This window comes from Corynebacterium sp. LaCa_70, assembly GCF_058182015.1.
In genome coordinates this window covers 1,930,082-1,942,081 of record NZ_CP190914.1, presented here as the reverse complement: position 1 = coordinate 1,942,081, position 12,000 = coordinate 1,930,082, and the positions used below count along the sequence as shown (strand labels likewise).

Here is a 12,000-nt window from a genome sequence, read left to right as displayed (position 1 = left end):
CTTTCCAACTCTCAGTACAGCGTGTTGTTGTCTGTTGTGTTGGCTGCAAAGAACACAAGCCGCTGCTTCCATTTCGGAGGCGGCGGTTTGTTTGCTATTTAGAGCGCGGAGGCCAACGACGACAGGTCCAAAGGGTATGACGGCCTACGTGATAGCTATTAAACTGATAGGAGGCAAAGGCGGTAACCGAGAAATCGCGTTAAACATTTCGTCAAGCTAGGAAGAACCTGATGAATTCTCAGAAAGACATCTGATTTCATGACTGATGGCAACCGTGCGACTGAAAAAATTACTTTTCCGAGGGCACTATACATACTGGTTTTATTTGTTATATCCTCGCTTTTTGGTCTATTTTTATTTTTTGCCACGTATCGAAACATGATGGCAAGCTTTTTAGTGGTTATAGTCATCCTCTTATTATGGCTCGAATGGGAGAGATTGTCTCATAAAAATCTTGTGTATGCACATCAAAAGGTGAATGCACAGAAAATGCCTTTGCCGAAAAGGCTTGTAACAGTGAGCACGCCATTTCTGTTCTTCATTATTAGTCAACTTGGGCCAGAACAGAATTTATTCGCAGTGACGACGGCTGTGCTTGGAATGATAGCAGTATTTAGTATATCGCTAGTTAATAGCTAACTGCATAAGTCATACTATTAGAGCGTGTCAAGTTGTTTGTGTGGGGTGAAGTGCCCCGGGTTTTGTTCCTAGGCATTTGCCTTGATTTCTATTATTTCCTGTGGCGGGTTCTGCTTCCAAAATTCGATTTCCACCTCGACCGGGGTGCGGTATCCCAAGCCTTGATGCAGCCTTGTCTCGTTCCACCATGACACCCACTCGAACGTGGCGTTTTCCACGTCGACGACATCGGCCCAAGTTCGCCTATGAATCAGCTCATTCTTGTAGGAGCCGTTGACGTTCTCAGCCAAAGCATTGTCGTAGGAGTCGCCCAACGTCCCAGTGGACGCTGCGATACCGTGCTCGGCCAAGCGCTCGTTGTAGACAATGCTCACATATTGCTTGGATTCAATCGGTGGTTGCAACACCGGCCTGTTTCAGGGATTGTAGTGCTTCGCCGAAGACTTCAGCGGGGGTCTTCCAGCCGAGGGTCTTGCGGGGTCTGTTGTTGAGGGTGTGGGCCACCGCTTCGAGGTCGTCTGCGCTCCAGCGAGACAGGTCGGTGCCCTTGGGGAAGTACTGGCGTAGGAGTCCGTTGCTGTTCTCATTCGTGGGACGTTGCCATGGCGAGTGTGGGTCCGCGAAGAACACTTTCGTGCCCGTGGCTAGAGTGAAAGCGGCATGGTCAGCGAGCTCGGTTCCGCGGTCCCAGGTCAACGTTTGACGCAGTTGTAACGGTAGATCTTTCATCACGGTTTGTAGGGCGGTGTTCATCGCTTCAGCACCGTACCCACCCAAGGCAGGTCCGTTCTTCGTCCTTGGTTGTTCACCCCAGCCGTCCAACCGGGGCAGGTGCACCAGCAGGATCGACCGGCTGTAGCGTTCGACCACGGTCCCGATCGCTGACCTGCCGGTACCGATGATCAAGTCTCCTTCCCAATGCCCGGGCACCGCCCGATCCGAGGCTTCCGGGGGCCGGTTAGAGATGACAACATCGGCGGTGACATGACCTTCAGGCTTGCTCTTGGACCGGGCGCGGGGTTTACGCAGGGCCCGCCCAGTCCGCAGTGCGGCCACGAGTTCACGCTTCAGCGCCCCGCGCCCCTCGATATAGAGCGCCTGGTAGATCGCTTCATGGGAGATTCTCATACTCTCATCATCAGGGAAGTCGATCCTTAACCGCTGCGATATCTGCTCCGGGCTCCACGCGGTCAACCACCGTCGGTCTGCCCTGTGAGGTTTGCTCCGGCCCTTCCACGCAGGCGTATCAGGCCCCGCCATGACGACCCCGTTTTCATCTCGGACCGTCCCAGCAAGACGCTCCTGAACATAGTCCCGCAGGCGCGGATTATCCACGAGTTTTGCTTGTTTGGGACGCTTAGCGGCTTCCTGAGCTTTCCACTGGGCCACCCCTGCCCGATAAACCTGCTTGCCACCACGGGTGGCAGCATTACGCCGTAGCTCACGAGAAATCGTCGCCGGATTGCGGCCAATCCGTCGAGCGATCTCACGCACACCCGTCTGTTTCTCCCACAGGATCGCGATTTCCTCTCGTTCAGCAAACGATAGATACCGCCCCGAGGGCTCGTCCAAAGCTAACGGTCTCATTCCACCAGCATGACGGAACCACCTCGTTCCCACCGGTACGGACACCCCCACCTGAAGGGCGGCCTGCGCAGTGGTGATTCCCGTCGCGATCAGACCCCAGAACTGGCGTTGCACTGCCCGTGACGGAACCGGCCTATCCGGGGAACGCATCGCAGGCCGCAACGCCCGATCCGCACGCCACTGACGCCGCACCCCCACCGGCATATCACTGGTCTTCTTACTCCAGTCCTTGGTAGCCACCTTCTCATACCTCCATGCTCAGGGTGTTGCGACAACCAATTGAATCCACCTTGTGAGCCGTGGTCAGAATGGTGCACCAAACCTGTTGTTTCTTCAGCACACTTGGGTCGCCTGGTTGAGAGCTTGCAACGGCAGCGCCTGAAGTGCGCATCGAATCCGACAGCGCCCACCCGAGGCTCCTCCGGGAGAATACATCGGTCACCAGCGCGGTGTACACAAAGCCTTTCCGGGTTCGCACGTAGGTAATGTCCGCCACCCACAGCCGATTAGGGCCAGGGCCTTAAACTCACGATTGACCAAGTCAGGGCGAAGATCCGGGCCCTTGGGTTTGCGCGTTGTGATTGGTGCCTCACCTTTGCCCTTGCCGGACAGACCTGCACTGCGCATCAGCCGGGCTGTTTGCTCGCGTCCAATGTCAATGCCCTGGTGTTGCAGCACGCGCCACTTCTTCCGCACCCCGTAGACGCTGTAGCTTTCGGAATGAACCTCGCGGAAATGCTCTACAAGGGCAGCGTCGCGAAGAGCGCGGGAGCTTAAGCCCCTGGCCTTGGATTGGCGGTATCCACGCGAGCTAAGAAAACCGCCTTCGCGATGCGTGTTTAACGTCTGGCAGATGAACTCGATTGAGAAACGATTCCGATGCTCATCGATGAAGCGGATCATAACCGAGGTTTTGGGTCGAGTTCGGATGCGAAAAAGCCGATGCAGCCTTGAGCAATTCGTTGGTGTCTCGTAGCTCCTGATTTTCACGGCGCAGCTTGGCAACTTCAGCGACTAAGTCTTCTGGCTGGTGTTCGCGAGTAAGACCATCACGGCGAGCCTGCTGCGTCCATTGCCTAGCTGTGTGCCACGAAACGCCCAGTTTCGGTGCCACGAACTTGCACGCTTCCTGCATCGAAATATTCTCCGCCAGGATGCGATCTTCTACCACGCGGACGACTCGGTCCTTCGCTTCCTGGTCAAATTTTTTGGGCATGTTCGAAGATTTTCCCATTTACCCAAACGGAACAAAACCTGGGACACTTCAGTTTGTCGCGCCGTAGCCAATTGTAAAAGTCACTAGTCCCGCGAAACCAAGGCCTATTGCGGGCGCCATATGTCCTTGGAGGAGGTAAAACGCTGAAATCAGGTAAAAAATCGTAGCTAGGCAAAATGAACATACGCCTATTTTTGATGGTCTTTTTACCGATGGGTGCTTCGGGTTGTGTCTCCCTGCAGAATACGCGGCACTACCAGACAATATTGCTGCACTCGCTACGACTAACAGGGGGAACCACATATTATCCAAGGTAATATAATTCCATTACCGCAGTTGCTTACCTTTTTGTTCCGGTAGTTGGAATGCAGCAACGGCAGCGATCGCGAAGCTTACCCCGAACACCGCGAATAATAAGCCTTGTCCGCCGAGATTCAAAACAACCGGCACCAACAGCGGAGCTAGGATCGATGCCAGGCGGCCGAACCCAGCAGCGGCACCGGTTCCTGTGCCGCGCAGCGCCGTCGGGTAGAGTTCTGGCCCAATCGCGTATAGCGCGCCCCAGGCACCCAAGTTAAAGAAACTGAGCAAGCATCCAGCGATAATGATCGTCGCTTCGGTAGAGCTGAAACCATACAACCCAGCTGCTGCTGCAGAACCCGCTAAAAACGTCGCCAAGGTTGCCCGTCGGCCCCAGCGCTCAATCAACCACGCCGCTACCGCATATCCGGGAAGTTGTGCCAGGGTGATAATCAGTGTGAATCCGAAAGATTTCACCAGGCTAAAGCCTTGTTCATGAAGCAGTGACGGAATCCAAATAAAGGCGCCGTAATACGACAAGTTGATGCAGAACCAGATGATCCATAGGTTACGGGTACGCGATCGTAAAGATGGCGACCAAATGGATTTTCCACCCCGCACACCGGCTGTTTCTTGCACCTCGTCGGTACGCTTGGGCAAGCGTTTGGCTTGCCATTTCAGCCGTGGTGAATCTTCAAATTCCTGCACTACTTTTTCGGCCTCGCGTGTTTTCCCGCGGCTTTCCAAGTAGCGCACGGATTCTGGCAGCGCCATGCGGATTACCAGACCATAGATGGCTGGGATACATCCTAACGCCAGTGCCCAACGCCACCCGTTGTCGCCAGAAGCCACCACAAATGTGCCGATCACCGCGGCAAGAATCCAGCCCACGGCCCAGAAAGCTTCCAGGATCACCACCATGCGCCCGCGGATAGAACGCGGTGCGAATTCGGCCACGTATGTCGAGGCCACAGGCAGTTCCGCACCCAGACCGACTCCGACGATAAAACGCAAAACGATCAACACCGCCAGCGAACCAGCCAGGGCAGACGCGCCCGTCGCCAAGCCATAAAGCAACAGCGTGGCGGCAAAGACTTGCCGTCGGCCAAATTTATCCGCCAGCAATCCGCCGAGCGTAGCGCCAATGGCCATCCCCACAAACCCGATGGAGCCTAACCACGATGCTTGCCCAGGCGATAGCCCCCACTGGGCGACGAGGGCGGCCATCACAAACGAGATCAGACCAACATCCATGGCATCGAGTGCCCAACCGATACCGGTGCCCCCGAGCAATTTTCCGTGCGCGCGCGTCAAAGGCAGTTGATCAAGCCGTTGGCTTCGGGTGAGCTGCTGTGTGCCTGCCGCGGCCTGGTCAGGTCTCCCGGCGGAGCTGGAGGAGGAATTCATGGCTTATAGGCTACTCCAGCAGTACGCCCGTACTGCACAGGGATCCTGGCTGGATGCGCGCATACTGAACAACTGAACAAACGCATTAGGGAAGGGTGCATAATTGAAGGCATGACTCGTCTATTTGGAACCGATGGTGTCCGTGGCCATGCCAATGAGGTGCTCACAGCTCCGCTGGCTCTTCGTTTGGGTGCAGCAGCTGCGGAAGTACTGACTTCACAACGCGACCGGCAAGGGCGCCGTCCGACCGCCATCATTGGCCGTGACCCCCGGGTTTCCGGAGAAATGCTCGCTGCGGCGATGGCGGCAGGCATGGCTTCCCGTGGTGTGGATGTGTTGCGCGTCGGCGTGCTGCCCACACCGGCAGTGGCGTTTCTTACCGACGACTACGGCGCGGATATGGGCGTGATGATTTCTGCTTCGCACAACCCGATGCCGGATAATGGCATCAAATTTTTCTCCTCTGGTGGGCGTAAGCTGCCGGATCACGTGGAAGACGAAATTGAAGCCCGCATGAATGTGCTGGAAGAATCAGGCCCAACCGGTTCTGCCATCGGGCGTGTGGTGGAAGAATCCCCAGATGCGCATGAACGCTACCTGAAGCATTTGCAGGAAGTCTGTTCGACGGATCTTACCGGCCTGCACGTCGTCGTCGACTGCGCGAATGGTGCTGCGTCGAAGATTGCCCCGGAAGCCTATGCGGCGGCAGGTGCTCGCGTTGATGCGATCTATAACGCTCCCAATGCCTACAACATCAACGATGACTGCGGATCCACACACATTGAGAAGGCACAAGCAGCCGTGCGGGAATACGGGGCGGACCTCGCTTTGTCGCACGACGGGGATGCCGACCGCTGCCTGGCCGTTGATGCAGAAGGCAACGTCGTCGACGGTGACCAGATCATGGCAATTTTGGCCGTCGGCATGAAAAACGATTCTGATCTGCGCCACAACACGCTGGTGGCTACGGTCATGTCGAACCTTGGCCTGAGCCTGGCTATGCAAGAACAAGACATTGAGATGATTCAAACCAAAGTAGGCGACCGTTACGTCGTGGAAGCGCTGCATGACGGCGGCTTCAGCTTGGGCGGAGAGCAATCCGGCCATATCGTGCTGCCAGAACACTGCACCACAGGTGATGGCACGCTGACTGGTTTATTGCTGATGTCGCAGATGGCGAAAACCGGCAAGTCTTTACAAGAACTTGCCGGGGTTATGACCGTGCTTCCACAGGTGTTGATCAATGTTCCGGTCTCGGATAAATCCGTGATCATGGACAACGACGACGTGCGCGCGGCTATTGCCAAGGCTGAAGAGGATTTGGGCAATGGTGGGCGCGTGCTGTTGCGGCCTTCTGGCACCGAGGAATTATTCCGCGTGATGGTAGAAGCCGAACAAGAAGAAACTGCGCGGAAGGTCGCTGGTCAACTGGCCGCTGTGGTTTCTGCTGTCTAGATTCATTCTCGAACTTCTCTACAGATTCCCGGTACGGCGGATAATTTTCGCCTTAATTTTGTCTTATCGGGAACCGCACCCCTCGATCCATAGTCCAATACGGGCGAGAGAAAACGTGTGACGATTCTTCTCGTTTCCAGGAGCCGAAAACTCATGAAGATTGGCTCTGAATACGCAGTGGAGAAAAGGAGGTGCGGTTTTTCATGTCCGATGTCGATTTTGATTATGCGGCATTGCGCGAGGGATTCCGCCACGTAGTGCAAGCTGATGATGCGCACCAGCATGCGCATGCTGCCGACCGGCCGGTGTATCCAGCCCACGCTGCTGGGCAGGGGTTTAGCCATTACGGCGCGCGCATTGCCGCAGCACTAGAAGCAGTGCATTCCCAGGGCAGTGCACGGATCCAGCGACGTCAACAGACTGCACAATCGGGGATTACAGAATGCGATAGTTTCTGCGTCCGTGATGATCACAATGCGGCGTCGTTCGGCGCGCAGCAGGTTGGGCGGGTTTGATGAGTATCGCAATCAACCGCTTATTAAATGATTTTCAGCAGTGCTTGGCCGAACTCGCTGTTGTCTCCGGTGGCAGTTACCTGCCGCCAGCGGGAGTCATCGAGACCATGCGGGAAGCCGCTGGCCGTGTGGACGGGTTGGATTCTGCGCAGCTTATTGCGCAATCTTCGGCGGCTTCTGGTGCGCGACGCGATAAGGGCGATGGCTTCGGCTTTGTCCTGGATATCTTGTCGTCTGGTCCTGGGATGCAGCTTGCCGGCGGTGGGATGGAAGCAGTGCTGCGCCGTTTCCAGCGTGATCATGAAGAAGATCAAGTGGCGGGCCAAGAATTTGCTGATGGTGCCCAAGCTTGCGGTCGTGCCGTGGATGATATTCGTGATAGCTCGGAGATTGGTCTCAGCGAGATTTTGGGTTCGGCGATCCCGATCGTACAGTTGGTAACACGGTTGGTGCGTGTGCACCCGATTATGCGGTTTACTGGCATGGTGGGCACGCTGGCGAGCATGGTGATTGAACCGGCGGTGTCGAACTTCATGCGCACGGTTGGTGATCGTGACGACGCCATTTGTGGCTGTTATGAAGAATTTTTGCGTCGGTGCGAGCAACTCTGTGACAAAGAATTGGTGGATCCACCAGAGCACGTACCCGATGCTTCAGGCGATGGACAAGGTGGCGGGGACAAACCGGTTGAGTGTCCACCGGGTGTGGAAAAGCCGGTGGGTGGGCCGCTGCCTGCGAATGAGTCCGCTCACCCACAGCCACCGTCACAGCCTCAGTCTCAGCCACAGTCGCAAACACAAGCCAAGTTTGGAGAAGCTAGTTCGCAGACTACACCGGTGGCAGAAAAGCCAAATTTCACTAAGCCAGGGGCAGAAAAGCTGGTGGCGGAACCGTGTCCGCCAGGTGAAATAAACGAACCTGGGACACCACAAAAAGCTATGCCCGAACCACCATCGCCTGAAACGTCGTTGCCAGAACCAGAGCTTCCGGATATGACACCGCGAACGCAGATGGCGAGCTCGGTGCAGCTTGGTTGCGATGTAGCTAAATCGTGCGTGGGTCAAATCGCGCGGGCGGGCCTAGGCATGGCAATGGTGGGTGCGCAGTTGGTGCAGGAGACTGCAGCTGAGTGTTGGGAGCAGTTGAATTGTCAACCTCCACAACCTGAGCCAGTACCGCAGCCAGCACCGCAGCCTGCAGAGCCAGAATGTCCACCAGAGCAGCAACCGGCACCGGAACAGGAGCCAGATTGCCCACCAGAAGAAAAGTCGGTGCCAGAGCAGCAACCAGCACCGGAACCTGAACCAGATTGTCCACCGGAGGAAAAGACGGTCCCAGAGCCAGTGGAAAAACCGGCTCCCGAACCAGAACCTGAGCCAGCCCCGGAACCAGAGCCTGCACCAGTTCCAGAGGACGAGGTCATTGAAAAACCCATGCCGGAACATTCCGTGGATAAAAAGCAGTTCCACTCTGGCCCGGCACAGGTAGCACCGGAGCCGCAGCCAGAGTCTGCACCAGAACCGATGCAAGCAGCTCAGCCGGAAGCTCCGCAGCCGGAACCAGCACCTGCTCAGCCCGAGCAACCGGCTAGTCCTGAGCATGATGGTGGAGAAAACACGACTCATGAGGCCGAGACAGGGGCAGAGGCAGAGAAAGCTTCCGGAAATACACACAGGATGGGACAGTGGTAATGGAATTTGAAGAGTTCGCAGAAAAATTCCGGGAGCGCACAGCGAAGCGCCTGCTGGAATTCGAAAGCAAGTTAGAAAAAGCCCAGCAGGAATTAGAAAAACAAGCAGAGCAGCAAGCTCAAAAGCAGACAGGCCAGCGCGCTTCAGAATCAAGTCAGCAAGCCGCAGAACCACAGCAGCAGCGTGGTGCATCGGCGCGACCGGCTCATGCCCGGAGCGCCGGGGTGAGTCAATTACGAGATATTTCTCGGGCTAGTCGGCCGCGGCAAGTAAAGTCGGTGTTACGCCGTGGCCCAGATTAAAAGGCCCAGATTAAAAGCCCCGGATTAAAAGCGAGTGTGCAGTCGCCCTAGACGAATTTGCCCAGCAGGCCGGAGGGTTTTTGCTGTTCTTCCAATTCGTTGCCGGTCGCACTGCTAAAACCTTTACCCTCGGCTTCTGGATCAGAAAAATCAGCGTAGTGCTTGTCACCGTTGAGCTGGTGCAGCAAGAAACCAGTGACCAGGCCACGTGCAGTTTCAACAGCAGAAGCTTTACCCACGCCGATGCCAAGGAAGAACTTCCGCACAGTGTCTTCGCTAAACGTCGCTTGCTTCCCGTTATCAACTGCGCGGTAGCACACTGGCCCTTTCCAGTTCTGCGCCATCTGTGGTGGGTTACCGGCAGAGAAAATATCGGCATCCTCTGGGCCGATGATCAGGCCTGGTTTGTCTATATGTTTTGCCGCATCCTGCGAAGAAGGCGAAGTCTGTGCAGGGTAGAGTGCGGCGACGCACTGCACTTTTTCATTTTCCAAGGCGGCAAGCACGGCGGCACCACCACCCATGCCATGGCCGATGACACCCAATTTGTTTGGGCTGACGGTGATATTGCCTTGCCCCAGTTTCACGCCAGCGGCAATCTGCAACGAAGTCTCTAGGTCGGAAGCGAAGTCGCGGTGGTCTGGCCACAGCCCCATTTCGGTTTCAGGTGCGACCACCACGATGCCCCAGCTAGCCAAGTGCCGCAGGGTATGGCGGTAGTGCTTCAACGAAATTCGCCAGTCATGCCCAAAAGCAACGGCAGGCAGAGAGTTGCCTTCGGCCGGGGCATATACCTTGCCGGGCAAGCCGGCATAATCTAAATCACCGACCAGCACACGGTGCGGGCCGCGCTTGGACACGTTTGCTAGCTGCTTTTTAAGACTCACACAGAACAGCCTAATGTATAGCGTCCTGTATAGCGACGACGACTAAGACGACTAAGAGGCGCCCCATCACGATTTTTCTGCGTAATGTAGTATCCAGCTCATGTGTGGAATCGTTGGATATGTGGGACACCCCGGCGCTGACCGTGACTTTTATGCTCTAGACGTGGTGATGGAAGGCCTATCCCGCCTGGAATACCGCGGCTATGATTCCGCTGGTGTCGCGGTCTATGCTGATGACCAAATCGCGTGGCGCAAAAAAGCCGGCAAGGTTGCTTCGCTGAAGGAAGAATTGAACAAACGCCCACTGCCGGACTCTGTCCTGGGCATTGGCCACACCCGCTGGGCTACCCATGGTGGGCCGAGTGATGTCAACGCCCACCCGCACGTGGTCGGTAATGGCAAAGTCGCCGTCGTACACAACGGCATCGTGGAAAACTTTGCAGAGATCAAGCGCGAACTGAAAGATAAGGGCTACAACTTCGTTTCCGATACGGATACTGAGGTCGCAGGGACCCTGCTTGCCGACGTTTTCGCTACCGAATCGAACGGTGACTTGGCAGAGGCTATGCGCCGTACCGCCAGCCGTTTCGAGGGCGCTTTTACCCTGTTGGCAATCCATGCTGATCAGCCGGACCGCATCGTGGCTGCCCGTCGCGATTCGCCACTGTTGATCGGTCGTGGGGAAGGCGAGAATTTCCTGGGCTCGGATGTCTCCGGCTTCATTGATTACTCCAAAGATGCCGTGATCATTGACAATGACCAGGTCGTGACCGTCACCGCTGATGACATCGAGATCACTGATTATGACGGCAACGTCGTCGAGCCGCGCGAATTCAAGGTCGAATGGGATGCAGAATCCGCAGAAAAGGGCGGCTATGCCTCATTCATGGACAAAGAAATCCATGACCAGCCTGCCGCAGTCCGCGATACCCTGATGGGGCGTTTCGACGAAAATGGTCAGCTTAAGTTGGACGAGGTCCGGATTGATGAATCGATCCTGAAATCCGTCGACAAGATCATCGTCATTGCCTGCGGTACCGCCGCCTATGCAGGCCACGTTGCGCGTTATGCCATCGAGCACTGGTGCCGTATCCCTACCGAGGTGGAACTGGCCCATGAATTCCGCTACCGCGACCCGATTGTCAACGAAAAGACGCTGGTAGTGGCGTTGTCGCAGTCGGGAGAAACCATGGACACGCTCATGGCGGTGCGCCACGCGCGCCAACAGGGTGCCAAGGTCATCGCGATCTCGAATACCCGTGGTTCTTCGATCCCGCGAGAATCCGATGCCGCGCTCTATACCCACGCTGGCCCGGAAATCGCGGTGGCTTCCACCAAGGCCTTCCTGGCAAAGATAGCCGCGACCTACCTGTTTGGCCTGTACCTGGCGCAGCTGCGCGGCAATATGTTCTCCGACGAGGTGCACGCCGTGCTCAATGAGCTGCGTCAGATGCCGGAGAAGATCCAGCAGGTTATCGACAGCGAAGATGATGTCAAGGCCATTGCGAACAAGATGCACGACGCTCGCACCGTGCTGTTCTTGGGCCGTCACGTCGGATTCCCCGTGGCGCTCGAGGGCGCGCTGAAGCTGAAAGAGATCGCCTACTTGCACTCGGAAGGCTTTGCTGCCGGTGAGCTCAAGCATGGCCCGATCGCTTTGGTAGAAGAAGGCCAGCCGGTGTTTGTCATCGTGCCATCGCCACGCGGCCGCGACGTGCTGCACTCCAAGGTGGTCTCGAATATCCAGGAAATCCGTGCTCGTGGTGCGGTAACCATCGTGATCGCCGAAGAAGGCGATACTGCAGTTGAGGATTACGCCAACCACATCATCCGCATTCCGCAGTCGCCGACCCTGATGCAGCCGCTGCTGGCGACGGTACCGCTGCAGATTTTCGCCTGCGCGGTCGCCGAGGCCAAGGGCTACGATGTTGACCAGCCGCGGAACCTGGCAAAATCCGTCACCGTGGAGTAAATCTGGGCCGCAGTATTCTGGGCCGCATC

At 56.4% G+C, this 12,000-nt stretch carries 11 protein-coding genes and 2 pseudogenes; 6 read left to right on the top strand and 7 right to left on the bottom strand.

Annotated elements, in window-relative coordinates; translation table 11 throughout:
- The first annotated feature begins 258 nt into the window (after nucleotides 1-258).
- Nucleotides 259-639, top strand: coding sequence for a hypothetical protein (locus ACP8MI_RS08835; RefSeq protein ID WP_018121606.1), 381 nt, complete (start codon nucleotides 259-261; stop codon nucleotides 637-639).
- 68 nt (nucleotides 640-707) lie between these two features.
- Here ACP8MI_RS08835 and ACP8MI_RS08830 read toward each other — a convergent pair.
- From ACP8MI_RS08830 to ACP8MI_RS08805, 6 genes and pseudogenes are all read right to left on the bottom strand, one after another.
- A pseudogene (locus ACP8MI_RS08830) lies at nucleotides 708-1,019 on the bottom strand (integrase core domain-containing protein); the annotation flags it as partial.
- Between the two features lie 7 nt (nucleotides 1,020-1,026).
- Nucleotides 1,027-2,430, bottom strand: a complete 1,404-nt coding sequence (locus tag ACP8MI_RS08825) for an IS30 family transposase (protein ID WP_490290745.1) — start codon at nucleotides 2,428-2,430, stop codon at nucleotides 1,027-1,029.
- 40 nt (nucleotides 2,431-2,470) lie between these two features.
- Nucleotides 2,471-2,683 carry a hypothetical protein gene (locus ACP8MI_RS08820; RefSeq protein WP_488892900.1) on the bottom strand — a complete coding sequence of 71 codons (213 nt, stop codon included), beginning with the start codon at nucleotides 2,681-2,683 and terminating at the stop codon, nucleotides 2,471-2,473.
- The gene (locus ACP8MI_RS08815; RefSeq protein WP_425654294.1) at nucleotides 2,665-3,129 is read right to left on the bottom strand and encodes an IS3 family transposase; all 465 of its coding nucleotides are present in this window, start codon (nucleotides 3,127-3,129) and stop codon (nucleotides 2,665-2,667) included. Before ACP8MI_RS08815 ends, ACP8MI_RS08820 begins: the two co-directional genes overlap by 19 nt.
- Nucleotides 3,110-3,468: pseudogene (locus ACP8MI_RS08810) on the bottom strand (transposase). Before ACP8MI_RS08810 ends, ACP8MI_RS08815 begins: the two are co-directional and overlap by 20 nt.
- 301 nt (nucleotides 3,469-3,769) lie before the next feature.
- Complete coding sequence (locus ACP8MI_RS08805; RefSeq protein WP_249606036.1) at nucleotides 3,770-5,149, bottom strand: MFS transporter; 1,380 nt, start codon at nucleotides 5,147-5,149, stop codon at nucleotides 3,770-3,772.
- 111 nt (nucleotides 5,150-5,260) lie between these two features.
- Here ACP8MI_RS08805 and glmM point away from each other — a divergent pair, with 111 nt between their 5' ends.
- The 4 genes from glmM to ACP8MI_RS08785 all read left to right on the top strand — a co-directional run bounded on the left by glmM (nucleotide 5,261) and on the right by ACP8MI_RS08785 (nucleotide 9,112).
- The gene (glmM, locus tag ACP8MI_RS08800) at nucleotides 5,261-6,604 is read left to right on the top strand and encodes a phosphoglucosamine mutase (RefSeq protein ID WP_049150089.1); all 1,344 of its coding nucleotides are present in this window, start codon (nucleotides 5,261-5,263) and stop codon (nucleotides 6,602-6,604) included.
- Between the two features lie 203 nt (nucleotides 6,605-6,807).
- Nucleotides 6,808-7,119: a hypothetical protein gene (locus tag ACP8MI_RS08795; RefSeq protein WP_249606035.1), complete on the top strand. Its 312-nt coding sequence runs from the start codon at nucleotides 6,808-6,810 to the stop codon at nucleotides 7,117-7,119.
- Nucleotides 7,119-8,810 carry a hypothetical protein gene (locus ACP8MI_RS08790; protein WP_284589564.1) on the top strand — a complete coding sequence of 564 codons (1,692 nt, stop codon included), beginning with the start codon at nucleotides 7,119-7,121 and terminating at the stop codon, nucleotides 8,808-8,810. Before ACP8MI_RS08795 ends, ACP8MI_RS08790 begins: the two co-directional genes overlap by 1 nt.
- On the top strand, nucleotides 8,810-9,112 hold the full coding sequence (locus ACP8MI_RS08785; protein WP_018121483.1) for a hypothetical protein: 303 nt from the start codon (nucleotides 8,810-8,812) through the stop codon (nucleotides 9,110-9,112). Before ACP8MI_RS08790 ends, ACP8MI_RS08785 begins: the two co-directional genes overlap by 1 nt.
- 47 nt (nucleotides 9,113-9,159) lie before the next feature.
- Here ACP8MI_RS08785 and ACP8MI_RS08780 read toward each other — a convergent pair whose 3' ends face one another.
- Nucleotides 9,160-9,999, bottom strand: coding sequence for a dienelactone hydrolase family protein (locus ACP8MI_RS08780; protein ID WP_039734291.1), 840 nt, complete (start codon nucleotides 9,997-9,999; stop codon nucleotides 9,160-9,162).
- Nucleotides 10,000-10,099: 100 nt separating this feature from the next.
- Here ACP8MI_RS08780 and glmS point away from each other — a divergent pair, with 100 nt between their 5' ends.
- Nucleotides 10,100-11,971: a glutamine--fructose-6-phosphate transaminase (isomerizing) gene (glmS, locus tag ACP8MI_RS08775; RefSeq protein ID WP_026168070.1), complete on the top strand. Its 1,872-nt coding sequence runs from the start codon at nucleotides 10,100-10,102 to the stop codon at nucleotides 11,969-11,971.
- Nucleotides 11,972-12,000: the final 29 nt, after the last annotated feature.

Coding starts and splice junctions, on each gene's coding strand:
- ACP8MI_RS08835 (WP_018121606.1), top strand. CDS start 259: ATGACTGATGGCAACCGTGCGACTGAAAAAATTACTTTTCCGAGGGCA.
- ACP8MI_RS08805 (WP_249606036.1), bottom strand. CDS start 5,149: ATGAATTCCTCCTCCAGCTCCGCCGGGAGACCTGACCAGGCCGCGGCA.
- glmM (WP_049150089.1), top strand. CDS start 5,261: ATGACTCGTCTATTTGGAACCGATGGTGTCCGTGGCCATGCCAATGAG.
- ACP8MI_RS08795 (WP_249606035.1), top strand. CDS start 6,808: ATGTCCGATGTCGATTTTGATTATGCGGCATTGCGCGAGGGATTCCGC.
- glmS (WP_026168070.1), top strand. CDS start 10,100: ATGTGTGGAATCGTTGGATATGTGGGACACCCCGGCGCTGACCGTGAC.
- ACP8MI_RS08785 (WP_018121483.1), top strand. CDS start 8,810: ATGGAATTTGAAGAGTTCGCAGAAAAATTCCGGGAGCGCACAGCGAAG.
- ACP8MI_RS08790 (WP_284589564.1), top strand. CDS start 7,119: ATGAGTATCGCAATCAACCGCTTATTAAATGATTTTCAGCAGTGCTTG.
- ACP8MI_RS08825 (WP_490290745.1), bottom strand. CDS start 2,430: ATGCCGGTGGGGGTGCGGCGTCAGTGGCGTGCGGATCGGGCGTTGCGG.
- ACP8MI_RS08815 (WP_425654294.1), bottom strand. CDS start 3,129: ATGATCCGCTTCATCGATGAGCATCGGAATCGTTTCTCAATCGAGTTC.